Here is a 23,747-nt window from a genome sequence, read left to right as displayed (position 1 = left end):
CTATTTAAGACTTGGGGTTTTTGCCGACTACACCCAGACGGGGGAAGATGCTGAAGTTTATGCCTGATTTGATTTAAGGACTCTTAGTTTTTCACTAACGAGAAACTTTACTTTGATTGCCCGAAAACAGTATAGCCTAGATATTGTGTTATTAGTTGTGAAGTTTCTGTGAAGTTGAGGTCAATAACACGCAAATTCCTGAGTTGGGCTTTTATCATTGGCTGTAAACATGACAATCTGTTTTAGTCTGCGGTTATGATACTTGATATCAATGGGAAAAATTTCTCTTCCCTGTTCTCAAGTCCAGATTCCTATAACTTAATCCCTAGTTGTGAATGTCCAATCCGGACTTGTTTTAAATATTCTGACTACTTTCAATCTACTGTCTTTACCAGTAATCCTAATGTGTGGTTAATGCTGGGGCTGGTGTTTAATGGGTAAAAATGGGAATTTTGGGAAAAAATGTCTGCTACTGGTTGTCAACGGGGTAAACTCTGGAAGAAGGAGTCAGGAGTCAGGAGTCAGGGGTTCGGAGTTCGGAGTTCGGAGTTCGGAGTTCGGAGTTCGGAGTTCAGGAGTTCAGGAGTTCAGGAGTCAGGAAGAAGGAAATTTTCTGTCCCCTGTTCCCTGTTCCCTGTTCCCTCTCTGAACAAGTGAATTTAATTTTGTCAGACTACTTATTTTGCATATACTCTACCTTTCCATGCACCTCCACGACCTTGCCAATGTTGTAATGCTGAATCTAGTGTCATACAAGTATACATAAATGCAATAGTAGGCAAGCTAAAGGCAAAGGCGGGGGGACATTTGTAAAAGCGAGTAATGGGGAAGTAAGCAAAGGTCATTAGCAGGTATCCAATGACAGAGGTGAGGGTAATTGTCCAATTCCTGAATACCAGTCCGAAAATAATTCCTATTGGTGGGACTATATAAACTAAGGTCATTCCAAAGAGGCTACCTATGAGGAGAAGGGGGGAATAATTTAGTTGTGTGTAAGCACTTCTGGCGACCATATCCCAGATTGTTTTGAGGGAATCGTAGGGGCGTAAGCTATAGGTTAAGGTGCTGAGTCCTAACCAGATTTTTCCGTTGGTTGATTTGACGGCTTTGGCTAGGGAACAGTCATCAATTAGGGCTTGACGAATAACTGGTAATCCACCAATTCGATTGAGGGCTTCTTTCTGAATGAGAATACAACCTCCGGCGGCGGCGGCGATCGCTTTTTTGGGGTTATTTACCCAGGAAAATGGATAGAGTTTTTGGAAGAAGAAGACGAATGCGGGTATTAATAGTTGTTCCCAAAAGCTTTGACAGCGTAATCGTACCATGATGGATACGAGGTCTAATTTCTGTGCTTCGGCTTTGGCTACTAGGCGGCGGAGGTTGCTGGGATGATGTTCTATATCTGCGTCGGTCAGTAAAAAATAGTCGGGTTTGAATTGGCTGGCTGTTTGTATACCTTGTTCCATTGCCCATAATTTGCCTGTCCAACCCGGTGGTAATGGGGGGCTGGATATAATTTGTAGTTGCTGGGTTTTGTCGAGGGCGTAGGCTACTCCTTGGGCAAAGTTGGCTGTACCGTCGCTACTTTGATCGTCTACGAGGACGATGGTGAATTTACCAGGATAGTCTTGGAGGAGGAGCGATCGCAAGCTAATGGGAATGACATCGGCTTCATTGCGGGCGGGAATGATTACGCACACTGTCGGTAAGGTGTTATTATCAATATCTTTGTCTGGCGTTGCTTCTAATTGGTGATTAATTCGCCAAAATTGCCCCCAAAATAAGATTAAAAATAACCAAATGACTAAGGATAGAAGGGTCAAACTCAAGATAATTGTTGCCATAACTGTCGCTGGACTCGAATTTAAAACTTAAAAAACACATTTAATTCTCACTGACTTGGACAGAATACAATGTTTGCTGATTTTGGGGAAGAATTTTCTCGTAATTCGGTTATGTTATGGCGGTATGCACTTGAATGAAATACATAATCTACAGTAAAAGCCTTATGGTAAGAGACTTTTAACTCCTGACTCTTTCTGACTCCTGACTCCTGACTCCTGCTATATTTAAATATTATTTTGGTGCTGAGTAAGGTAGGTATTTGATGAAAACACAAGATAGAACAAAAGTCAAGCAAGTTATTGATGCGATCGCAGGTAGTCAAAAACATCTGCTTTCTATTCAAAATCCCGATGGTTATTGGTGGGCTGAGTTAGAGTCTAATGTTACCATCACTGCGGAAGCTGTTTTACTGCATAAGATTTGGGGAACTGACAAAATCAGACCTTTACATAAAGTTGAAAATTATCTCCGTTCTCAACAGCGAGAACATGGAGGTTGGGAATTATTTTATGGTGATGGTGGAGATTTAAGTACAACTGTAGAAGCCTATATGGCGTTGAGGTTGTTAGGTGTAGCCGCTACAGATCCTGCATTACTGAAAGCGAAATCCTTAATTTTAGCTAAAGGTGGTATTAGCAAAACTCGCATTTTTACAAAGTTACATCTAGCTTTAATTGGCTGTTATAATTGGCGCGGACTACCTTCTTTGCCACCTTGGGTAATGTTGCTACCCGATAATTTTTTCTTCAATATTTATGAACTTTCTAGTTGGGCGCGTTCTAGCACAGTCCCATTATTAATTGTCTTTGATCGTAAACCTGTCTTTAAAATTGTTCAGCCAATTAATTTAGATGAATTATATACTGAAGGTGTAGAAAATGTAGTTTGGCAATTACCCAAAAATGGTGATTGGTCAGATATTTTTAACATTCTCGATGATGGCTTTAAATTAGCAGAAAGTCTAAATTTTGTTCCTTTTAGAAATGAGGGGATTGCAGCCGCAGAAAAATGGATTTTAGAACGTCAAGAAGTTGCAGGTGATTGGGGAGGAATTATTCCCGCTATGTTAAATTCTCTGTTAGCTTTAAAGTGTTTAAATTATGATGCGAATGATCCAATTATCGAACGGGGTTTAAAAGCAGTTGATAATTTTGCCATTGAAACAGAAAATAGTTACTGTGTCCAACCTTGTGTTTCTCCTGTATGGGATACAGCTTGGGCAATTCGGGCTTTAATAGATTCAGGTTTTGCGCCAAATGATCCGGCTATTGTCAAAGCTGGAGAATGGTTAATAGAGAAACAAATTCTCGATTATGGTGATTGGAATGTCAAAAACAAGCAGGGAAAACCCGGTGCTTGGGCGTTTGAATTTGAAAATCGTTTTTATCCAGATGTAGATGATTCTGCTGTGGTTGTCATGGCTTTATATCAGGCTAAATTACCAAATGAAGAACTGAAAAAACAAGCTATTAATAGGGCTTTAAATTGGATTGCGACGATGCAATGCAAACCTGGTGGTTGGGCAGCTTTTGATATTGATAATGATCAAGAATGGCTCAATGCTGTGCCTTATGGTGATTTGAAAGCGATGATTGATCCTAATACCGCTGATGTCACAGCTAGAGTATTAGAAATGTTGGGGGCTTGTAATTTATCCATTCAAACAGATAATTTAGAAAGGTCTTTAGATTATCTTTTAAAAGAACAAGAAACTGAAGGTTGTTGGTTTGGACGTTGGGGTGTAAATTACATTTATGGAACTAGCGGCGTTTTATCAGCTTTGGCTTTAATTAATCCTGTAAAATATGCTGTAAATATCAATCAAGGTGTCAATTGGTTAGTGAAAGTCCAAAATTCTGATGGTGGTTGGGGAGAAACTTGTTTTAGTTACAATGATCCTAATTTAAAGGGAAAAGGTGATAGTACAGCATCCCAAACAGCATGGGCTTTAATTGGGTTAATAGCCGCTGGTGAAGCAACGGGTAAATTAGCTTTTGATAGTATTGAAAAGGGGATTAATTACCTGTTAGAAACACAAAAATATGATGGTACTTGGAATGAGATTTACTTTACTGGGACGGGTTTTCCTTGCCATTTTTATTTGAAGTATCACCTCTATCAACAGTATTTTCCTTTAATGGCTTTGGGAAGATATCAAGCGATACGTTACTAATAGAAAACATTAGAAAAATAGAAATAGATCCCCGACTTCTCAAAGAAGTCGGGGATATGAAATGAAATCTCACTTTAGATATATCTCTATCTATTTCTTTAGCATGAAGTTAAGTTAGTGCTTAAAGTCTAGACTAAGAGGATGTTTGAAAAGTTTTAATGTATAAATAAAACCCCTCTCCAAACCTCTCCCCGATGCGGGTAGAGGCTTTGAAACCCCCATTCCCAGCCTTCGGCACGCTGCGCTAACGTAGGGAAGGGGGAAAGGGAAGGGGGTTAGGTTTCTGAAGATTATCGGTTTCATCTAATACTTTATGGCTAACGCCACGCTTCGCTATCAAACAACCTCTAAAGTAAATTTACTGTTTTCTAAATTAGGATACTCAGGTTTTAGAATACTCACGCATAATTATTTTGTTATTGATTTGAATACTGGAGATAAAAAAATGGAATATACCGAGTTTATAACCCATGTTCAAAGTTTAGCTCAATCGGAATTTCGTGAAGAAGCAGAAGTTGCTACTCGTGCTACTTTGGAAACTATTAAAAAAATTATTCCTAGTGGTGAAAGAGAAGAATTAGCAGCACAAATACCCCAGGAATTGAGAGAATATTTGTATGGAGGTGAAACAGAACCGATTCAATCTTTGAATTTACAAGAATTTATTGAATGTATCAGTGACAAAGAACAGGTAGAACCCACGATAGCTGCTATTCACGTGCGGGCTGTTTTTGCTGTTGTCCAACTTGCTGTTTCTCCAGAAAATTTCCGCAAATTTTATAACTATTTCTCTCATGATTATGAAGAATTATTTACTATCTCACTTGCTTAGTTAAAAGATATTTGCAAGGGGAATATTTGAAAATACTCGATTTCTCTACGAAGTCGGGTATATTTTTGTTTACTAAATATTGAAAATGAATTATTATAGGTAAGAAATCGTCAAAATTAAACAAAACTTAAGCAACTGGCGCATTGGAGGGTGCGTCAGATATCAACAATTTGTTTATTTGCAGGATTTATGCAGTCTGACGCACCCTCCAACAGATTTTTAGTGTGACACTTACGTAACCTCTATTAAAGTTAATTTCGGGAATTATGCTGACTTTTACTCAACGTCAACCACCTCATGATGATGCTATAGTTACTCTCACTCTTTCGCTGACTGCGGAAGAACGGACTCGTAGCCGCCATAAATTTACATTAGCAGATGGTGAGGATGTTTGTTTACGTTTAGCTAGAGGTACGGTGTTAAAAGATGGTGATATTCTGACTGATGAAACTGAAAGTATTTATATGAGAATTATTGCTAAACCTGAACCTGTTTTAACTATTTTAGCAGAAATTCCTTTATTATTAAGGGCTGCATATCATTTAGGAAATCGTCATGTACCTGTGGAAATTACTCCTACTTATTTACGCTTATCTCCAGATACGATTTTAGCTGCTATGTTGACACAATTGGGATTAGAAATTCAAGAGGAAGTTGTACCTTTTCAACCAGAATTAGGGGCTTATGGAAATCACTCTCACGCATAGCCATTTTTTGGCGATTTTACAATTAGCAAGTCCAGCTTTACCTGTTGGTGCTTATGGCTATTCGGAAGGGTTGGAAATGTTGGTGGCAAATGGGACTATTACTAATGTTGAAAATCTCCAAGATTGGCTAAAATCTGAGTTGATTTATGGCTCAATTCGCCTAGATGGGGCGATAATAGTGAGGGGTTTTCATGCTATCCAATCAGGTGATAGGTCGGCTTTAAAGCGGTGGAATTTATGGCTATCAGCGGCGAGGGATACGGAGGAATTACGGGCTGGTAGTTGGCAAATGGGACGTTCTCTGATGCAATTATTAGGGAAGCTAGAACCGGATATTTTACCTGTGGTGAATGCTGTGGGTTATCCTGGCAATTATGCGATCGCTTTTGCTATAGCTTGCGCTCATTGGGATATAAATATTCAAGCTGCTTTATTAGCCTATTTACACAGTTGGGCGAATAATTTAATTACGGCTGGTATCAAAATTATCCCCCTGGGACAAACTGCGGGACAGGAGTTATTACTGGGTTTACAACCTTTATTAACTACTACCGTGGGGGAGATTTTGACAATGGCAGATGATGATTTAGGATGTTGTAATTGGGGTTTGTCTTTAGCGAGTATGCAGCACGAAACCCAATATACTAGATTGTTTAGGAGTTAAAAATTATGACGGCTTTAAGAGTAGGGGTTGCAGGTCCTGTAGGTTCGGGGAAAACGGCTTTGGTAGATGCTTTGTGTAAGGGTTTACGGGAAAAATATCAGTTAGCAGTGGTGACAAATGATATCTATACTCAAGAGGATGCTCAGTTTTTAGTCCGTTCTCAGGCTTTGTCAAGCGATCGCATTTTGGGAGTAGAAACAGGAGGTTGTCCCCATACTGCTATCCGCGAAGATGCTTCCATGAATTTAGCCGCAATTGAACAATTAGAAGAAAAATTTACCAATTTAGATTTAGTCTTTTTAGAAAGTGGTGGAGATAATCTAGCGGCTACTTTTAGTCCTGAATTAGTAGATTTAACAATTTATGTCATTGATGTCGCTGCTGGTGATAAAATCCCCCGTAAAGGTGGTCCAGGTATTACTAAATCTGATTTATTAGTTATTAATAAAACTGATCTTGCTCCCTATGTTGGTGCTGATTTGAATGTGATGGAAAGAGACGCAAAAAAAATGCGTGGTGATAAGCCTTTTATTTTTACAAACCTGAAAACTCAAACTGGTTTAGGAGATGTGATTCAGTTTGTGAATTCGGCTATTTGTTAATTGTTTGAATCAGGATTTATAGGATTAAAGGATTTTCAGGATTTCATATTATTTCTCGTCAATCATGCAACAGTGTAAAGATATTTTATGAACAGTTTATTAATGGTGAGTTACGGTGCTTCCTCGATTATCAATAATAACTTTCTAGAAATGCACCTAACCCATAACTCACCCTACGAACTCAAGAAAAATCAAGCCTCAAATGTATCCTTTAAACAGCTAATCTCAACTGTTGAGGTATTTGCTGTAGAATTAAGTGAATTACCTCTGGACTCCATTTGAGAACTCCACTAGTAAAGTCTGCAAACTGCTTTGCTTTTTGCTTTTTCAGTTGGTTGCCATTGCCATTCCTATTCTATATGAAGGCTTTCCTTATTTACCCAGGAAATACTTTAGATAAATCCAAAACTAAATCAGTAAAAGATGGCAATTTGACAGACTCATTAGGTAATAAAATTAATTTACGACGATAATCGAAATTACCTTGGGAATCTTGATAAGGTTCACTGTAACACTCTAAACAGTATTTGCTTAAATTAAATATCCAATAATCAGAAATACCTGCTTCTGCATAAAGAGGTAATTTTATTTCTCGATCATATTTCAAAGTAGAATTAGAAATTTCAATTAAAAGTAATATATCAGATGGTTTGGGATGACTTGAAAGATAATTATCATTGACATTATGAACAATGGCTAAATCTGGTTCTGGTTCACTGTGGTCAGGGATAATAATAGGTTGTTGTCCTCGTACCATAGCGCGGTCTAGCAAAAGCTTGACTAATTCCCTAAATAAAAGTGTTTCACAAACACAGTGCGGTGTACCTTTTGCAGCCATTTGAATTATTTCACCCTTGATTAACTCAACTCGCTCATCTTCTCTAAAGAAGCCGATTTCCGCTAGACGGTGATATTCAGCAACAGTGAAGCGTTTAGCAGTAACTACAGTCATAAAAATTACAGAATTACTATAAGCTATATCTCATATTAACTCTTTCTCAAGCTTTCAGAAAGCCTGGGAAATAAAATTCGTCTTTGACTTTTCAAACATCATCTTAGTAATGTGGAGTCAGATGTATTACCCATTTGTGCTATAGAAGGTGCTATCAGATAGCTCAATGCTATTTCCCCAAAAATACCCAAAATCAAAGTTAGAATTATGGAGAAGAATTGACGCATAATTAGGATTGCTATAGGAATCCGGTTTGATTCCTGAATTTTCCTCCGTAGGAAGGCAAGAGGCAAAAGGCAAGAGGCAAGGGGATTCGAGAATATGAAGGTGTACCGAGGTTTGTTCAAAAATCAAATAGGAGTCTTATATATGTATAATTACAAACGATATATTTTATCCTTACTCTTAGTAGCATTTTCTACTTTTATTAGCAGTTGTGATACTAATAATACCGCTGATAACCCAACTCCAGAAACAACACCAACCAGTAACATTAACCCCAGTCCCCAAAGAAAAATACAAAAGTCTCCAACCCCCGTAGTTGAACCATATACCAATAATGCCAATACTAAAGCTATCTCCGGGAAAACTACCAACATCACGGTATACACAAGTGATGCTCAATGTCAAGAGCTAATTCCCCAAAAAGCTGATGTTTCCGCAGTAGAACCCATAAATGAAGCCATAGGTAAAATATTCAAAGAACAAAGTACAGCAGATTTTAGCGTGTCCGGTTATCGTGTTAATGTGAAAAATGGTGTTGCAATTGTTGATCTCCGCATCTCACCAGAGTCAAAAAGAAAAGTATCTTCTCTTTCTAGTTGTGAACAGTTTGCGTTGTTTAGCAGTGTCCGCAAAACATTAATTAGTAATTCTTGGAAAATTAAAGATGTCCGCTTTACTGAACGTGGAGAGGAGATTATGCTGTGAGGAACGTGAATTTATTAACTTAACAATACAATTCTTGGTAACTACAGTCTAATCGTATCGGCTCAATAAAATGAAGCAATTTAGCGGTTATACTGCTCAAACAGTGTTACCGCATCAGAGCATAGCTCTCCATTCTGATTTAATACTGTTGCTTTAGACAAAACAACAGCTAAACAGCCAGCTGAATTGAAAAGCATTCGTAATTGCTTAATATCCTGAAAATCTTGTTTGGGAGAGCCAAAGTTAAAATAGCTATAAGCGAAATTTTTAATCGCAAACAGGATACAGTAGAAAACTCTGACTAGCATATTGCCATTGCCGTTCAGAGTGCGAATAGCTCTATTTCTGCGATGCTCAGGTAAAGCATTAAACTCAGCTGAATTTGCTTTGAGCAATTCTGTCATCGAACATACACCATCATTTAACTCTAGTAGTCGGGCTTCAACAAGGGATAACTTATCACGAAAGCAATTAATACGTGCTATTTCAAGATCAATATTGGCTTGGTATTCTAACGCTTTAGTAAGGATTGTTTCAGTATCAGCAGAAAACTTAGTAGCCATTATTGCGAGCGCTGGCGGTAGTATAACCCCGAAAGCACTACCCACAGCAAGACCTGAAGTAGATGCAGTGAAAAGCTTGATAGTAGCTGCTTTTGTGCCATATAACGCAAATGAGTTTAAGGTGTTTTGAAATCCAATCCTCGTGATTTCTTGAACCATGCTAGAGGCTGAGAGGTTAATTGCCGCTTTTGTTACTGCCCCTGCTCCACCGTATATAATTTTACCAGATTCTACTGGGCGCATCTCATATGTGTCAACATCCTTATTAAATGAGACACTGAAGGAATCAAGGATTTTAGGCTTGAAATCCAATAATTTGTAAATAGCATTGATAGTATTCAATGCTTGTAGTTGAGTTTCACCATATTGTTGAGCAAGTAATCCAAGCTGCTTCACCTCCCATTTTAGTCGTAAACAAAGATCCTGGTACTTGTGTTCGGCACTCTTTCCAATGGACTGTGCTTTACTTAAATTGGATAGTGCAAATCCTGTGTGACCAACAGCCTTGCCGATACAAGCTCCAGTCACCAATGGCACAGCTATTTGCGTAAAAATAATTAAAATTGGAAATGGCATAAAGGTTGCTGGACAAGCTTCTAAGATTGTAATCACTTACTAATCCCCCCTTGGGGGGCTAGGGGGGAACGGTCATTTTTGCCACCTGTAAACAAAATGTTACTTTGCTGTCGATGACCTTACCAGTTCAATTCCAGCTTGGACAACTGCTCCAGTCAAGCAACCTGCAAGGGGAGTAACCGGAGAAATAATCAGACCTGATAGCGCACCTGTAACACAGGCACTTGCAATATTCTGAGATGCTGTCTGCGCTTGACTAGAGCTAGACTGTCGATTGCTTGATGCCATAATAAGCCTTCTTTTTAATGTAATTAGGGACTGAGTTTTTACCGATTATTTTGATGTTGACACAAGATCCTCCAAGATCCTGAAAATAAAGTTCGCTTTTTGTATCTGAAACGTTCGTTTTTTGTATCTATAATTAGATAATGGGTATAACCTTTGTTCAGTAAGGATTCTAAAGATGAGGTGCGTTTGTCTTGCTCATTTATCTCTATAAATGCGTCCTGTATGCGTATATAAAATTTAATAATTATCTTTTTAAGCCGAAATTTCCCTTAAATTTAGTTTTTGTGCAAAAATATGTTTCAATAAATACTGGAGATACGAATTTCCTAACCAGATATTTAAAGATTTTTTCACAATGTTTTTCATTAGAAGAGAATTTAAATCTCTGGACAGATTTAAGTCACAAGATATTTTTCGCCAACATCGTACCAGATGGGAGAGATTTTTGAAAGTGGCTGAGAGTGGATATCCTATAATTTTTGACGAGGACGAGGAAGTTAATTAATATTAAGAATGATCGCTTATCGAGATTTGCTGTGAAATAAAATCTAAGAAGATATATCTTATTTTCCTAACAAATTGAAGAATGTTTCTTTATCAATACCAACATCTTGATAAAGTACCTTGTTTGATATCTTTTCCTGAATGAATAGGAATCACAACTCTACGCCCATCATTATGCTTGTAAATAGCGTGACTCCCCTTTTGACGATCAAAATAAAAACCTAATTTTTCAACAATTTTAATAAAGTCTTTAGCTTTGACGCTCGGAAAAATACTCATACTAAAACACTTAATGGCTTAACAATATAATCTTCTTTAGGGATAGGTTGATGATCAGCCATTAGACTTTCAAGATATAATTCTACAGCTTCTGTTATATTGGCGATCGCTTCTTCAAAAGTATCTCCTTGGGAATGACAACCCTTAAGAAGAGGACAAAAAGCGTGATAACCTCCGTCTTCTTCCCTTTCGAGAATGACGGTGTAATTGTAAACTTTTTTGCTGTTGTTATTCATATACCGTAAGTTTCTCACCGAAATCTATTTCATTAGAAACTGTTTTGATAAATTCGCTAAAGGTCAAGAGATTTTGGATTTACGATTTTGGATTTTGGATTGACTCCAACAAACAAGTGTGGAGCTTGAGGATTTTAGATTGGCGAAAGCGTTGCGTACGCAGCGAGTATTTTTGATTAATTCCGCCCTGAAGGGGCGGGGCTTGTACCGAAAATTCCCAATCCAAAATCTAAAATCCAAAATCTAAAATTTTTCGGTCATTGAATCTGTACCCGGACATACAGAAATTAAGGAATTGTTAAGACAGAAAATTCTGAAAAACTTAAATGCTCAATAGCTCAATAGCGCAATAGTGAAGCGCGACCTAGTAATTGCTTATAGGTAATTGGTGATAAAATTCCTATTTTCATCCCGTCTATCCTCTCATCCTGGACATTATCTCGACTATGGCTACACCACGCAGGCTATCGCTCTATAACCACTTGATTCTGACAAGTTGCCCCTGCCCATACCATAAAAGTGCTATATTTACTTATAATCCAAGTATGGTAAAGATTTCTAGTGATTTTGCCCAAATGCAAAAACACGATATTAAAATCAAAAAGTCGGAAGTTAAGAGGATAAAATCAATGGATATCAAGCTAATTTTAGTGGGGTTAACTGTTATATTTACGGTTTCGTGCTTATTCTTTGGTACGAAAAATGGCTTTTATGATTCCGATAACTATCATGGTAACGGTTCTGCACATTAACAAGAGTGACAACTTAGGTTTCCAACTTTTTTGAACTTTGCAGAGGAATATTGCTAAAAGCCAACTTTCTCAGCCAATAGTTTGATTGAGGGGAGGAGCAAATAATGAATAATATATCAATTGATGCTAGAACAACAGCTAACGAGTTGGAATGCTTTCCCTATAGTGTTCAGCATCAAGATGAAGGCGTGTGTCTACTGGTCAGGATGGGACCACACCGGATCATGTTAGATTTCGGTTTGACAAATATTTCCCCTGTAGCACAGGAAATGACTCAATCGGCACATCATGGGATACCAGCGGATTTAGTCCTAATTAGTCATGCTCATCCAGATCATGCCAGAGGCTTATTAACACTACATCAAGCTTTTCCCCAATTACCTATATATGCTAGTGAGGTGACAACGAAGTTATTACCGCTAAATTGGCTAGATGAAGAACTACCAGGAATTGTATCATTTTGTCAGGCGCTACCATTGCGATCGCCTGTGGAAATCAGAGAAAATTTAATAGTAGAATTATTTCCCGCAGGTCATTTACCCGGTGCTGTGGCGATTCTCCTCACTTACCACACCCCCAACCGTGATTATAAATTACTTTACACAGGTGATTTTTTCCTATCCAACTCCCGTTTAGTCGAAGGGTTGCGACTAGATGAACTCCGGGGTTTAAATTTAGACGTGCTATTAATTGAAGGTAGTTATGGTACATCCCGTCATACCCATCGTCGTAACCAAGAAAATCAACTAGCAGAAAGGATTAATCGCGCCATTAGTTCTAGTGGCACAGAGAAAAACAATTCAGTAATTTTACCAACCCCAGCATTAGGATTAGGTCAAGAATTACTCATGCTGTTACGTTCCCATCACCACTTTACAGGTCGAGATTTAGATATTTGGGTTGATGGTGCTGTAGCTGCTGGTTGCGATGCCTACTTAGAACTTTTACCCCATCTCCCCGCCGCTGTCCAGAATTTTGCCCGACACCAACCTTTATTTTGGGATGAACGGGTAAAGCCTCGTGTAAGAAGATTAAAGCCGGAAAATCTAGCCAATTTAGGGACATCTCCTTGTATTGTTCTCACGGACTCTTCCGCAGATTTACGTAAATACTGCCAATATAACACAGGCAATTGGTTGATTCTTTTACCAGAAAAAATTGATCTTCCCGTTAACCCAGAATATTTAGCACCAACGAAATTTGAAAGTTATCTGTTAGCGCAACATAGTGACGGACCAGGAACAACCCAGCTAATTCATAATTTACGACCCCAGCACGTTATTTTTGTGCATGGTTCTCCCAGTTACTTGGCAGATTTAACTTGCTTAGAAGAGTTACAAAACCGCTATCATGTCCACTCACCAGCAGCCGGAACTCTAGTAGAATTACCAATTGGGGAAACATTTTTACAACCTGCTGCCCCAGAAACTAATTATGAGGGAGAGTTGACGGAGTTAGGTACTGTTATTACCATCACTCTCCCTGATACAGTAACAGCAGACCCCCGCTGGAGACAATTCGCTGATACCGGTTTAATAGAAGCGCGTTGGCAGGGTGAAGACCTGGTATTACGGGGGTTATCCCCACGAGAACTCATAAACCCCAATCATCTTCGCCCTAATTCTGGTGATGTTGCGTGCTGTGGTAGCTGCCGACACCAAAGGGGGCAACGGTGTTGGAACCCCGCTGCCCCCTTATATAATTTCAAAGTTACCCTTGACGGATACTGTCCTGCTTTTGAACGCTTGACGTGAATTTAATTTAGGAGCGTTTAATAAGCCATTGGCAATCAGCATTGAGTTAATTTTGGGTTTAATTCCGCCACCTCTACAGGTGAAATGTTGCTGAGGTGGGGTTTAAATCCTCTTGTTAACAACACGCTGACGGCTCTTTCAATCTGGATTTAGGTCAGTATAAGGGTTAGGGATACGCTCTGCTTCTGGACATTCTTCAGTTGTCAGCGGATCTATGTTACCGCGTTGCACTGAAGCTAATTTTTGAGTAACAGATCCGATGCTTTCAAGACGAACCATCTCCTCCCAAGAACAAACTTCATCTTCTTCGTCTGTCTCATAGCGTAAAGTCACTAAATCGCCCTCGATATCAATGATGCGGGCCCGCTCTATCCAGCGTTGCTGATCCCGCAAAAAAACACATACCTCCCGCCCGTCGCAACACAGTTGATAAATTTTGCGGTGTAGCATGTAGTGCTTCTGCCTTTTTATACAACGTAGTTAAACCTGTCAAATTCGGGTTTTATCTCTGGAATATCCGCCTCTAAGAGGTGAATTTCGTAGTCAGAACCCAGTAAGTTTAGTGACTCAATTTTACCACTTATTTTTAGTCATTAGTGTTAGGTGAAATTTTGGGTCTTAAGCTTTAGTTTACCGCATTAGTTGAACGGCTATGGCAACTGTTAACATCTACAGACATTTTTCTCTGATTTGGCGTTTCTAGGGGCAAGGTTAGTGATCCTTATTAGCACGCTTTGTCAATAGAAATATTATGTCTGGGCGCAACATAGCTTTCAGCCCTTTAATGAGACTATCTAGCTAAGTACAGATAACCGATTGGATAGTCTATAGAAGACTTTCCCCAAGGTTAAAATCTGCATTCTATATAAATGATAACATTATTTCTAGTTTCTTAAAGGTAAATAATTTTTTTTGTATAAATTTTTGAATAAGATTAGCCAGGCGTTACGGAAGCAAAATGTAAATTTATATGTGGAGATATTTTAGTGGCACATTTCTACATCGGGTTTAAGATGGTATAAGTGATTGTATCCATGAAATTAGCAATCTTACATACAGTGTAAAGGTCAGTTAAATTTGACTCGATTAGTTTTTATGCGTTTTATGTCAGATAGTTAGTGATGATTGAGTTTAATGTTGCCACTGCGAATTTCACCATTAAGGGCGGCAGAAGCAACCAAATCATTAGATTGATAACATCTAGTTGTTAGCACTTGATGGATAAATTACTGTGATCTAACTAGTACAACACGGCATAAATAAACCAACCATTCTAAATCGTTAAAAAGCCTATACTGTCTTCATTTTGACTGTTGACTGTTGACTTTTGACGAACGCCCTGCGGTGCTAGGTTAAAAATTGGCGAAGATCTTCATCTTTCTGACTCAATTGCACCCAATTTAAGTTAAGAGCTTGAAATTTCTGAACTAGGCGATCGCACGCGGGGCGTTCTGTGGCATAATGTCCAGCATCAATTAATACAAGATTACGATCACGACTTTCTTGGAATTGATGAAATTTGCAGTCAGAGGTTAGGTAAACCTGAGCATTAGTTTTGACTACTGCTGAAATATAACCTGCACCTGAACCACCTAAAACAGCTACCCGTGAAATTTGCTGTTGTAAGTCAGCCATTGGCGAAAAAATTAAATGGGGCGGATTTAATTGAGTTTGAATATTACTAATTAATTCTTGCAATGTCAAAGTAGGTTTTATTATTCCTACACGACCATAACCTAAATCTGATTGAGTAGGGACAATGGGCGATACTTGTTGAAGTTCAAGCAGTTGGGCTAAAACGTCGGCAGTTCCGTCTGCTACTTGATCAAAATTAGTATGGGCAGTGTAAATTCCGATATTATGGGCAAAAGCTAACCGCACCATTTCTGTTAAAGCGTCTCCAGTGCGGAAAGATTTGGGGGGATAAAAAATGAGGGGGTGATGGGCAAATATAAGGTTAGCATGGAGAGCGATCGCTTCCTGCATAACGGCTAAAGTCGGAGTTAAACACACCAAAACCCGTGCTTCTGTAGACAAAATACCTGGTTCTACTTGCCAACCGCAATTATCCCAGCTTTCGCACCAAGCCGGATTTGCCCATTCTTCAAACCAAGTAATTAAATCAGTAACTTTCATTAAATTCAAATAAATCAATAGATTAAACGTATTTAATTATAATCCTACTGGTGGAGATAACCTAAAAAAATGTTTCTTAATCCAAAAAGATACATTGACTAAACTAATTAAGACTGGCACTTCTACCAATGGTCCAATGACAGCAGCAAAAGCCACACCAGATTTAATTCCAAATACAGAAATAGCGACGGCTATTGCTAATTCAAAATTATTACCAGCAGCAGTAAATGCCACACTAGCAGCTTTTGCATAGTCGGCTTTAATTTTCCATGCTAGGTAAAAACTACTCAAAAACATGAATAGGAAATAGATAATTAGGGGAATGGCAATGCGGACAACATCTAGAGGAATCTGCACAATCAAATTACCCTTTAAACTAAACATGACCACAATGGTAAATAAGAGAGCAATTAGAGTAATGGGACTAATTTTGGGAATAAATTCTTGATGATACCACTGCTTACCTTTAGCTTTCATTAAAATAAAGCGAGTCATAAATCCAGCCAGAAAAGGAATACCTAAATAGATAAAAACGCTGTTAGCAATTTCCCTAATACTGATATTTACAATAGTTCCTTGTACGCCAAATAAAGGCGGTAAAATCGCCAAAAAGAACCAAGCATAAACGCTGTAAAATAAAACTTGAAAAATACTATTAAAAGCAACCAGTCCGGCTGTATATTCAGTGTCTCCCTTAGCTAATTCACTCCAGACAATTACCATAGCAATACAAGGGGCTATTCCCACCATAATTAACCCAGTCATATACTCAGGTTTATCACGTAAGAAAAGCATGGCAAGCGTAAACATCACTATTGGGGCAATTATCCAAGTTAGTGATAACGATAGTCCAAGAATTTTTTTATTCCGAAATACATCTGCTAATTCTTCATATTTTACCTTTGCCAATGGCGGGTACATCATCAAAATTAAACCAATAGCAATTGGGATGTTAGTTGTTCCTACTTGGAAATGATTGATAAAAACTTCTACTGTGGGGAAAAAATACCCTAAACCCACTCCAGTTGCCATTGCCAGAAATATCCACAATGTCAAAAAGCGATCAAGAAACGAAAGGCGTTTGATAATTGGTTTTTTAGTTATATATTCCACTTAATTGACCTCTATAAATTTAGTTTCAGATCCCCGACTTCTCCAAGAAGTCGGGGATCTTGTTGTTGTCATTATAAAATGTGTATTTATTACAAATTATTATTTAGGCAAGCGGCAAAAAATTTCACCAATTGCCCCTTATCAAACTTAAACTCAAATAGATTTTGGAGTCATCCAACTACGGGATGATATACCTGTTTATATGGCATATCTTTAAACTGAGAAATATTAGTCTCCGTCTCCAGCTTTCCAAGCTATAGATTTACTAGGTTGAGGATTAGGTAACTTTAGAGAAACTAAACCTGCTGCTAATACGAAAAACATTGATGTCCACAGACAACCAACTAAGCCAAATATTTGATAAACCAAACCAGATAACACTGTCCCCACAAGACGACCACCGGAGTTTGCCATATAGTAAAAACCCACATTTAAGGCAACTTTATCATCATCAGTAAATGCTAAAACCAGATAGGAATGGACAGCGGAATTGAAAGCAAATACGACACCAAAAACGAGAAGTCCAGCAATAATTACGATATTAGCAGGTAAACCTAATTGTAATGCCAGAGCGATCGCACCAGGAACAGCCGTTAAAGTAAATGTCCAGAATCGAATAGTTTGAGATTGAGGTGGACGACCAGAACCAAATCGCTGCATGAGTGTTGGTGCTAAAAACTGAATAATCCCATAACCAATCACCCAACAAGCTAAAAATCCCCCTACCTGATAAAAAGACCAGCCCAAAGTCCCACGCAAAAACACTGGTAAAGCTACAACAAACCATACATCTCTAGATCCAAATAAAAAGAATCGCGCCGCCGAGAGAATATTTATTTCTGCGCTTTTAGAGAAAATTTGGCTAAATTTGACCTTTTTCTTGATTTTACCCATGCCTTTGGGCAGCATTAACCCAGAAAACATAATTAAAGCCAGTCCCCCAGCCATAATCCACAGGGAATTAATAAAACCCACAGAACTGAGAAGGGCGCTACCAATAAAGAAACCAACACCTTTCAAAGCATTCTTAGAACCTGTGAGTACAGCCACCCACTTAAACAAAGAAGATTGGGCATCTTGAGGGACAACTAAGCGAATGGCACTTTTAGAACTCATCTTCGTTAAGTCCTTAGCAATTCCCGAAAATGCCTGTGCAACCATCACATAAAGGACTGAAAGCCACTGCGCCCACCCTGGATTCAGAAAAGACAGCATAATTAAAGAAAACACCTGTAATCCAATCCCAGTGTAAAGAGTCACCTTTAACCCAAACTGAGAACCAATCCAACCGCCGAGAAAGTTTGTAACAATTCCAAATACCTCGTAAAACAGGAACAGAGAGGCAATTTGAATAGGTGTATAACCAATTTTATTAAAATAGAGCAAAACCAACATTCGCAAAGCCCCATCAGTCAAAGTGAAGCCCCAGTATGCCAGTGTCACCAGAATATAATTCTTGAAATTAGAATTAGAAGCAGTAGTAGAAGCCATGATTAAAAGTTCAAAATCGTAAATACAAACTAAAATTCTCTCTCCCTCTCTGCGCCTCTGCGCCTCTGCGTGCAAAAATATTTATGGGGTAGGACCGAAAACCCACCCCTAGAAAACCATTATTTCTGCAAACTTAAAGCCACCTTTCGCGCTAATTCAGTCATGCGGTTAACATAACCCCATTCATTGTCATACCAAGCCAATATCTTCACCTGAGTTTCATTGACAACCATTGTCGAAAGGGCATCAATAATTGCAGAACGAGGATCATCTTTATAATCAATAGAAACTAAAGGACGTTCTTCATAACCCAAAATTCCTATTAATGGTGCTTGTGCAGATGCAGTTTTCAATAAATCATTAACTTCGGCTATTGTTGTCGGGCGAACAACTTCAAATACACAATCTGTAAGCGAAGCATTTAACAAAGGTACACGCACTGCTAAACCATTTAACTTACCATTCAATTCTGGATAAATTAAACCAATCGCTGTTGCTGAACCTGTGCTAGTGGGAATTAATGACATACTTGTAGCCCTAGCGCGACGCAAATCTTTATGAGGTGCATCTACAATAGTTTGAGTATTAGTATTGTCGTGAATTGTGGTAATTACTCCATGTTTAATTCCTAAACCTTCATGAATTACTTTTACGACTGGGGCTAAACAATTAGTAGTACAAGAAGCTGCTGTTAATAAATGATGTTTATCAGCTTGATAGAGGTGATCATTTACCCCCATGACAATATTTAAAGCCTCTTGTTTAACAGGTGCAGCAACAATTACCTTCTGCACACCTCTTTTAAAATAGGGGTCAAGGGTAGCGGGGGTTCTAAACTTACCAGAACATTCCAAAACTATATCAATCCCAAAATCTTCCCAAGGAACTTCACCCGGTTGAGAATATTCAGTAAAACTGAGAGATTTACCATCAATAACAACTTGGTTTTTGACCGCTCCTACTTCTGGTGTCCAACGCCCATGTACAGAATCAAATTTGAGTAAATGTGCTGCGGCTTCTGTTCCACCTTTGGTTTCGTTAATGTGGACAAATTCTATTTCTGGCCAATTCCAAGCAGCACGAACGGACAACCTTCCCATGCGCCCAAATCCATTGATTCCTACTCTAATTGTCATGATTTTTATTAATTACTAAAATTGCTTTTGTTTGCGTAATAATTGCCCAAGAGTTAGGTTAAACTCCGCCTTACCACCAAATACTGTTCCAACTTTGCCTTTGTATAAATGAACGTAATCAAGGTTGTAAGCTTCCGCTGATAAAGGAACATACCCGACGGAACTAGCTGTTTTTGCAGCGTTTTTAATGTAGAAATCTGCAAACTTGTAAACTACAGTTTTGTTTTGACTAGACCACAGATTCACATATATAAACAAAGGTCGAGAAAGTGGTTGATATTTGGCATTTTCTACTGTTTCTGGTGATGGTAAAATAGCGCCTTTTCCGTTATTAACTGCTAGGACTTTTAACTTATCTTTGTTTTCTTCGTAGTAAGCATAACCAAAATAACCCAAGGCATCAGGATCTTTATTTATACCTGCAACTAAGACTTCATCATCTTCGCTGGCTGTGTAATCTTTACGACTGGCTTTAGATTTGCCGACAATTGCTTCGGTAAAATAGTCAAATGTCCCAGACTTATCACCAGCACCGTATAATTTAATGGGACGGTCTGGCCAAGAAGCACGGATTTGATTCCATTTTGTAATTTTTCCCTCAGCCGCAGGTTCCCAGATTTTTTTTAATTCGGCTACTGTGATATCTTTTGCCCAGTTGTTTTGCGGGTTAACAGCGATAGTTAGGGCATCAAAGGCTATGGGTAATTCCATATAGCTGATGCCATTTTTTTTACAAGCTACCATCTCTGACTGGTTAATTGGCCGAGAAGCATTACTGATATCTGTTTTACCAGCACAGAATTTCTCGAACCCACCGCTAGTACCGGAAATACTGACTTTTACTTGACTATTATTTTTGGGGTCGGCTTGATATGCTTTGACTACAGCCTGGGTAATGGGATATACGGTACTAGAACCATCTACTTTGATAATTGTGTCAGTGGTAGAATTAGTAACTTTTGTGGCTTTAGTTGGTTGCTGAATATTATCGGTAGAATTGGAAGTAGTTGTACAACTAGTTGTCAATACTAACATTCCCAGGGTTAAGACTAATTTTTTTGCTGTGTTATTCACTGATTTTACCTGTATAATTAGTGAGCAGGCTACTTGTCTTATCTACTTATTATTTCAAGAAAAGTTGATATGTCAATATTTACTTTACCATCAGATGTAAAAATTAATCAAAAAAAATTGATAGATTGTTTATACATAGCAGGAATAATGTTTTTAGCTGCTTGCTAGTCTTCAGAATCAGAAGAGGTTTGTTCATCAACCGCAATCCGATTAGCAGATTTTGGACTAAAGTGAAATAAAAGCTTTTTCCTCGCGTGGAGAATCACAATTGTGAAGTTACAGCGACCAATATTAGTGGGAGGACTAGGACTATCGTTCTCCCTGTGGATGTTAGACAGTTGGCATGATTCAATAGTACAAGTGGGAGAATTCGGACTCTTGAGTGCTTTAGCTGTCGGTGGGGGTTTGTGGTTATTCAATAAAAATCAGCCCCAATTAGGTGAACAGTTAAATGATATGTTTGTAAATCGGGCGGATGTGGACAAGGCGATCGCTCAAACAGAAGTAATAATTAATCAACTGGCACAAGAGGCAGGCAATCATCCCCACCTAGCAATTCTCCGGGAAAACCTGGCTAAATTGCCCTTAGAATTGAACAGAAAGGAAATTACCCTGGCCGTTACTGGTGGTAAATCCGTAGGTAAAAGTACAGTTATTGAAGTTCTAAAAACTGCCCCAACTATTCCGGGAATGTCTTTAAATTTCGCGGAAACAGCGCCTTTATTTTCCGTAGCTGGTGAAAATTCTGATGTTGTTACTTTATCAGAAATGCAGAAATCTGATTTTGTCTTATTTCTGACAAACGGTGATTTAACAGATTCAGAATTTCAAGTTTTACAACAGCTAAAAGCCGTAAAACAACCGAGTTTGCTAGTTTTCAACAAACAAGATCAATATCAACCTGACGAACGCGCTACAGTTTTCCAATCATTGAAACAGCGCATTGGTGCAAATGTAGTTGCGACTGCGGCTTTTCCCGTACCTGTGAAAGTGCGAAAACATCAAGAAGATGGTTCTTTCCAAGAATGGATGGAAAAACCAACGCCAGATATCCAGCAGTTGACACAACAATTAGGGGAAGTTGTCGGACAGCGGGGAGAACAGTTAGTTTGTAATACCACAAATCGCAAAGTATTATTACTGAAAGCTGAAGCTAAAAATTGTTTAAATGGCGTGAGAAGAGATCAAGCTACACCCTTTATAGAAAAATATCAGTGGATCGCAGCGGCAGCAGCATTTGCTAACCCTGTACCTGCGTTAGATATTCTCGCAACTGCGGCGATTACTGCTCAAATGGTGATAGATTTAGGTAATATATATCAGCAGAAAATTTCCTTAGAACAAGCGCAACAAGTAGCCGGAACTATGGGAAGTTTGATGTTGAAATTAGGTTTAGTGGAACTTTCAACTAGGGCTGTAACGGGTATTCTAAAAACTAATGTTGCTACTTTTGTCGCTGGGGGAATGGTAGAAGGAGTTAGTGCGGCTTACCTAACCAGAGTAGCGGGATTAAGTTTAGTTGAATATTTTGAACAGCAAGAAGTTGCTTTAGAATCGGGAAGTGCTTTAAATCTCGACAAACTGCGTCAAGTTTTGCAAACTGTATTCCAGCAAAATCAAAAAATGGCTGTTTTGGAAGCTTTTGTCAAGCAAGGTGTAAAGCGGTTGTTACCAGAAGCAAAACCAGTAGAAGTTGTTGCTTAACCTTTCATATCCCCGACTTCTTAAATAAGTCGGGGATATGAATCTCTCTCTCAATTGTCAGAATCAGGATATCCAGGATTTTAGGATGTACAGGATGTTGGTTTATAGATGGTTTGTTGGTTGGTGATGAAAGTTGTATTTTTCTGAATCAGGATAACCAGGATTTTAGGATTTTCAGGATATTAGTTTATAGATGGTTTGTTGGTGATGAAAGTTGTATTTGTCTGAATCAGGATAACCAGGATTTTAGGATTTTCAGGATATTAGTTTATAGATGGTTTGTTGGTGATGAAAGTTGTATTTTTCTGAATCAGGATAACCAAGATTTTAGGATGTACAGGATATTAGTTTATAGATGGTTTAAATTATTCAAAAACAATCATTTAAAAACATCCTTAAAAACCTCAAACTCCCACCAAAAATCATCCAACAACATCCTGAAAATCCTCAAATCCTCGACATCCTCATTCAGACAAAAAAACCTCAAACTCCCACCAAAAATCATCCAACAACATCCTGAAAATCCTCAAATCCTCGACATCCTATTCAGACAAAAAAACCTCAAACTCCCACCAAAAATCATCCAACAACATCCCGAAAATCCTCAAATCCTCGACATCCTATTCAGACAAAAAAACCTCAAACTCCCACCAAAAATCATCCAACAACATCCCGAAAATCCTCAAATCCTCGACATCCTATTCAGACAATTAAAATTCCTAGATATATCATCAACTATTCACCCAACTTCTGAAAGCCTTTAATGTTGCATTTCTTCCTATAGTTCGACTTTTTTCTAAATATTGAGGAATGACTTCAATTAAAGGTAAATCAGGAAAATTTAAACTAGATTTCGATTCCACATAAACACAATCTTGTAAAATATTAATTCGCAAAATTCCGTTTTCAAACCGCCATACTTCAGGAACTTTTAAACCTTGATATATGTTCAAATGGGTACGGGAAGTAATATCAATTTCCAAAGCTAAATCTGGAGGAGGGTAAATTGTTAAATCTAATCTTTTTTTACCCCGAATTACAGCTTCATTTTTAATATAAAAACATTGGTCAGGTTCTATACCCTGTGCCATAAATTGATTTTTAAAGGTCGTAGAACCAAGACATCTAAACTCAATATTTAATTCTTCTAGTAAAGCCTTAACTAAATCGCTAATAATTTCTTTATCGTCTTCATGTTCTGGTAAAGGACTCATAATTTCTAATCTTCCCCTATCATAAGCAATTCGCGCGGCACGATGTTCTCCCAATTCTTCAATAATTGTTTCTAATTCTTTCCAAGTCACATTTTCTAATATAACTCTTTGTCCTGGTGGTACATGAATGCGCTTTAATTCTAACAACATCATTGCCACTCCTTATGATTTAAATATTTTGATATTATAACATCCAGGACAAGATCCCCGACTTCTTCA

At 38.3% G+C, this 23,747-nt stretch carries 23 protein-coding genes; 11 read left to right on the top strand and 12 right to left on the bottom strand.

The window, feature by feature from the left end; translation table 11 throughout:
* Positions 1-677 precede the first annotated feature (677 nt).
* The gene (locus CA730_RS11490; RefSeq protein ID WP_096667379.1) at positions 678-1,847 is read right to left on the bottom strand and encodes a glycosyltransferase; all 1,170 of its coding nucleotides are present in this window, start codon (positions 1,845-1,847) and stop codon (positions 678-680) included.
* A 263-nt stretch (positions 1,848-2,110) separates the two neighbouring features.
* Here CA730_RS11490 and shc point away from each other — a divergent pair, with 263 nt between their 5' ends.
* The 6 genes from shc to CA730_RS24330 all read left to right on the top strand — a co-directional run bounded on the left by shc (position 2,111) and on the right by CA730_RS24330 (position 7,108).
* The gene (gene shc / locus CA730_RS11485) at positions 2,111-4,021 is read left to right on the top strand and encodes a squalene--hopene cyclase (RefSeq protein WP_096667377.1); all 1,911 of its coding nucleotides are present in this window, start codon (positions 2,111-2,113) and stop codon (positions 4,019-4,021) included.
* Positions 4,022-4,466: 445 nt separating this feature from the next.
* Positions 4,467-4,853, top strand: a complete 387-nt coding sequence (locus CA730_RS11480) for a DUF2267 domain-containing protein (RefSeq protein WP_096671460.1) — start codon at positions 4,467-4,469, stop codon at positions 4,851-4,853.
* A gap of 266 nt (positions 4,854-5,119) precedes the next feature.
* Positions 5,120-5,560: an urease accessory protein UreE gene (ureE, locus tag CA730_RS11475; protein ID WP_096667375.1), complete on the top strand. Its 441-nt coding sequence runs from the start codon at positions 5,120-5,122 to the stop codon at positions 5,558-5,560.
* The gene (locus CA730_RS11470; protein WP_096667373.1) at positions 5,538-6,224 is read left to right on the top strand and encodes an urease accessory protein UreF; all 687 of its coding nucleotides are present in this window, start codon (positions 5,538-5,540) and stop codon (positions 6,222-6,224) included. Before ureE ends, CA730_RS11470 begins: the two co-directional genes overlap by 23 nt.
* Positions 6,225-6,229: 5 nt before the next feature.
* On the top strand, positions 6,230-6,826 hold the full coding sequence (gene ureG, locus CA730_RS11465; protein ID WP_096667371.1) for an urease accessory protein UreG: 597 nt from the start codon (positions 6,230-6,232) through the stop codon (positions 6,824-6,826).
* An 87-nt stretch (positions 6,827-6,913) separates the two neighbouring features.
* Positions 6,914-7,108, top strand: a complete 195-nt coding sequence (locus tag CA730_RS24330; protein WP_157749959.1) for a hypothetical protein — start codon at positions 6,914-6,916, stop codon at positions 7,106-7,108.
* A 94-nt stretch (positions 7,109-7,202) separates the two neighbouring features.
* On the opposite strand, the gene CA730_RS11460 is transcribed toward CA730_RS24330, so the two are convergent.
* Positions 7,203-7,778: a Uma2 family endonuclease gene (locus CA730_RS11460; protein WP_096667369.1), complete on the bottom strand. Its 576-nt coding sequence runs from the start codon at positions 7,776-7,778 to the stop codon at positions 7,203-7,205.
* Positions 7,779-8,147: 369 nt separating this feature from the next.
* Between CA730_RS11460 and CA730_RS11455 the strand changes: the two genes are divergently transcribed.
* On the top strand, positions 8,148-8,708 hold the full coding sequence (locus CA730_RS11455) for a sporulation/spore germination protein (protein ID WP_096667367.1): 561 nt from the start codon (positions 8,148-8,150) through the stop codon (positions 8,706-8,708).
* Between the two features lie 80 nt (positions 8,709-8,788).
* Here the strand turns inward: CA730_RS11455 and CA730_RS11450 are convergent, their stop codons facing one another.
* The 3 genes from CA730_RS11450 to CA730_RS11440 all read right to left on the bottom strand — a co-directional run bounded on the left by CA730_RS11450 (position 8,789) and on the right by CA730_RS11440 (position 11,154).
* A complete protein-coding gene (locus CA730_RS11450; protein WP_157749958.1) occupies positions 8,789-9,883 on the bottom strand; it encodes a hypothetical protein in 1,095 nt (364 codons plus the stop codon).
* 849 nt (positions 9,884-10,732) lie between these two features.
* The gene (locus CA730_RS11445; protein WP_231940087.1) at positions 10,733-10,918 is read right to left on the bottom strand and encodes a type II toxin-antitoxin system HicA family toxin; all 186 of its coding nucleotides are present in this window, start codon (positions 10,916-10,918) and stop codon (positions 10,733-10,735) included.
* A complete protein-coding gene (locus tag CA730_RS11440) occupies positions 10,915-11,154 on the bottom strand; it encodes a type II toxin-antitoxin system HicB family antitoxin (protein ID WP_096667364.1) in 240 nt (79 codons plus the stop codon). Before CA730_RS11440 ends, CA730_RS11445 begins: the two co-directional genes overlap by 4 nt.
* Positions 11,155-11,600: 446 nt before the next feature.
* On the opposite strand from CA730_RS11440, the gene CA730_RS24320 reads away from it, so the two are divergent.
* A complete protein-coding gene (locus tag CA730_RS24320) occupies positions 11,601-11,906 on the top strand; it encodes a hypothetical protein (RefSeq protein ID WP_157749957.1) in 306 nt (101 codons plus the stop codon).
* 104 nt (positions 11,907-12,010) lie between these two features.
* The gene (locus CA730_RS11430; RefSeq protein WP_096667362.1) at positions 12,011-13,660 is read left to right on the top strand and encodes an MBL fold metallo-hydrolase; all 1,650 of its coding nucleotides are present in this window, start codon (positions 12,011-12,013) and stop codon (positions 13,658-13,660) included.
* A 138-nt stretch (positions 13,661-13,798) separates the two neighbouring features.
* Here the strand turns inward: CA730_RS11430 and CA730_RS11425 are convergent, their stop codons facing one another.
* From CA730_RS11425 to CA730_RS11400, 6 genes are all read right to left on the bottom strand, one after another.
* A complete protein-coding gene (locus CA730_RS11425; RefSeq protein ID WP_027403878.1) occupies positions 13,799-14,110 on the bottom strand; it encodes a DUF6679 family protein in 312 nt (103 codons plus the stop codon).
* Positions 14,111-15,007: 897 nt separating this feature from the next.
* A complete protein-coding gene (locus CA730_RS11420; protein WP_096667360.1) occupies positions 15,008-15,796 on the bottom strand; it encodes a Nif3-like dinuclear metal center hexameric protein in 789 nt (262 codons plus the stop codon).
* A gap of 36 nt (positions 15,797-15,832) precedes the next feature.
* Entirely contained in the window at positions 15,833-16,909 is a 1,077-nt protein-coding gene (arsB, locus tag CA730_RS11415; protein WP_096667357.1) for an ACR3 family arsenite efflux transporter, read from the bottom strand.
* 228 nt (positions 16,910-17,137) lie between these two features.
* Positions 17,138-18,400, bottom strand: coding sequence for an organoarsenical effux MFS transporter ArsJ (arsJ, locus tag CA730_RS11410; RefSeq protein WP_096667355.1), 1,263 nt, complete (start codon positions 18,398-18,400; stop codon positions 17,138-17,140).
* A 119-nt stretch (positions 18,401-18,519) separates the two neighbouring features.
* Entirely contained in the window at positions 18,520-19,536 is a 1,017-nt protein-coding gene (locus CA730_RS11405; protein ID WP_096667353.1) for an ArsJ-associated glyceraldehyde-3-phosphate dehydrogenase, read from the bottom strand.
* Positions 19,537-19,551: 15 nt separating this feature from the next.
* Positions 19,552-20,610: a PstS family phosphate ABC transporter substrate-binding protein gene (locus tag CA730_RS11400; protein WP_096667351.1), complete on the bottom strand. Its 1,059-nt coding sequence runs from the start codon at positions 20,608-20,610 to the stop codon at positions 19,552-19,554.
* A 270-nt stretch (positions 20,611-20,880) separates the two neighbouring features.
* Here CA730_RS11400 and CA730_RS11395 point away from each other — a divergent pair, with 270 nt between their 5' ends.
* Positions 20,881-22,314, top strand: a complete 1,434-nt coding sequence (locus CA730_RS11395) for a slr1306 family protein (protein ID WP_096667349.1) — start codon at positions 20,881-20,883, stop codon at positions 22,312-22,314.
* A 332-nt stretch (positions 22,315-22,646) separates the two neighbouring features.
* Positions 22,647-23,078, top strand: coding sequence for a hypothetical protein (locus tag CA730_RS11390; protein WP_157749956.1), 432 nt, complete (start codon positions 22,647-22,649; stop codon positions 23,076-23,078).
* On the opposite strand, the gene CA730_RS11385 is transcribed toward CA730_RS11390, so the two are convergent.
* On the bottom strand, positions 23,046-23,678 hold the full coding sequence (locus tag CA730_RS11385) for a Uma2 family endonuclease (RefSeq protein WP_096667343.1): 633 nt from the start codon (positions 23,676-23,678) through the stop codon (positions 23,046-23,048). The two genes, CA730_RS11390 and CA730_RS11385, sit on opposite strands and share 33 nt — an antisense overlap.
* Positions 23,679-23,747: the final 69 nt, after the last annotated feature.

It is taken from the genome of Dolichospermum compactum NIES-806 (assembly GCF_002368115.1).
In the GTDB taxonomy this organism is placed as follows: domain Bacteria; phylum Cyanobacteriota; class Cyanobacteriia; order Cyanobacteriales; family Nostocaceae; genus Dolichospermum; species Dolichospermum compactum.
This window is presented reverse-complemented; position numbering and strand designations above follow the sequence as displayed.

What these genes read in the sequence shown, in the direction of transcription:
- CA730_RS11490 (WP_096667379.1), bottom strand. Translation starts at nt 1,847, where the DNA reads ATGGCAACAATTATCTTGAGTTTGACCCTTCTATCCTTAGTCATTTGG.
- CA730_RS11440 (WP_096667364.1), bottom strand. Translation starts at nt 11,154, where the DNA reads ATGAATAACAACAGCAAAAAAGTTTACAATTACACCGTCATTCTCGAA.
- CA730_RS11455 (WP_096667367.1), top strand. Translation starts at nt 8,148, where the DNA reads ATGTATAATTACAAACGATATATTTTATCCTTACTCTTAGTAGCATTT.
- CA730_RS11430 (WP_096667362.1), top strand. Translation starts at nt 12,011, where the DNA reads ATGAATAATATATCAATTGATGCTAGAACAACAGCTAACGAGTTGGAA.
- CA730_RS11470 (WP_096667373.1), top strand. Translation starts at nt 5,538, where the DNA reads ATGGAAATCACTCTCACGCATAGCCATTTTTTGGCGATTTTACAATTA.
- CA730_RS11385 (WP_096667343.1), bottom strand. Translation starts at nt 23,678, where the DNA reads ATGTTGTTAGAATTAAAGCGCATTCATGTACCACCAGGACAAAGAGTT.
- CA730_RS11390 (WP_157749956.1), top strand. Translation starts at nt 22,647, where the DNA reads ATGTACAGGATATTAGTTTATAGATGGTTTAAATTATTCAAAAACAAT.
- CA730_RS11425 (WP_027403878.1), bottom strand. Translation starts at nt 14,110, where the DNA reads ATGCTACACCGCAAAATTTATCAACTGTGTTGCGACGGGCGGGAGGTA.
- CA730_RS24320 (WP_157749957.1), top strand. Translation starts at nt 11,601, where the DNA reads ATGGCTACACCACGCAGGCTATCGCTCTATAACCACTTGATTCTGACA.
- arsJ (WP_096667355.1), bottom strand. Translation starts at nt 18,400, where the DNA reads ATGGCTTCTACTACTGCTTCTAATTCTAATTTCAAGAATTATATTCTG.
- CA730_RS11460 (WP_096667369.1), bottom strand. Translation starts at nt 7,778, where the DNA reads ATGACTGTAGTTACTGCTAAACGCTTCACTGTTGCTGAATATCACCGT.
- CA730_RS11420 (WP_096667360.1), bottom strand. Translation starts at nt 15,796, where the DNA reads ATGAAAGTTACTGATTTAATTACTTGGTTTGAAGAATGGGCAAATCCG.
- CA730_RS11480 (WP_096671460.1), top strand. Translation starts at nt 4,467, where the DNA reads ATGGAATATACCGAGTTTATAACCCATGTTCAAAGTTTAGCTCAATCG.
- shc (WP_096667377.1), top strand. Translation starts at nt 2,111, where the DNA reads ATGAAAACACAAGATAGAACAAAAGTCAAGCAAGTTATTGATGCGATC.
- ureE (WP_096667375.1), top strand. Translation starts at nt 5,120, where the DNA reads ATGCTGACTTTTACTCAACGTCAACCACCTCATGATGATGCTATAGTT.
- CA730_RS24330 (WP_157749959.1), top strand. Translation starts at nt 6,914, where the DNA reads ATGAACAGTTTATTAATGGTGAGTTACGGTGCTTCCTCGATTATCAAT.
- CA730_RS11405 (WP_096667353.1), bottom strand. Translation starts at nt 19,536, where the DNA reads ATGACAATTAGAGTAGGAATCAATGGATTTGGGCGCATGGGAAGGTTG.
- CA730_RS11445 (WP_231940087.1), bottom strand. Translation starts at nt 10,918, where the DNA reads ATGAGTATTTTTCCGAGCGTCAAAGCTAAAGACTTTATTAAAATTGTT.
- ureG (WP_096667371.1), top strand. Translation starts at nt 6,230, where the DNA reads ATGACGGCTTTAAGAGTAGGGGTTGCAGGTCCTGTAGGTTCGGGGAAA.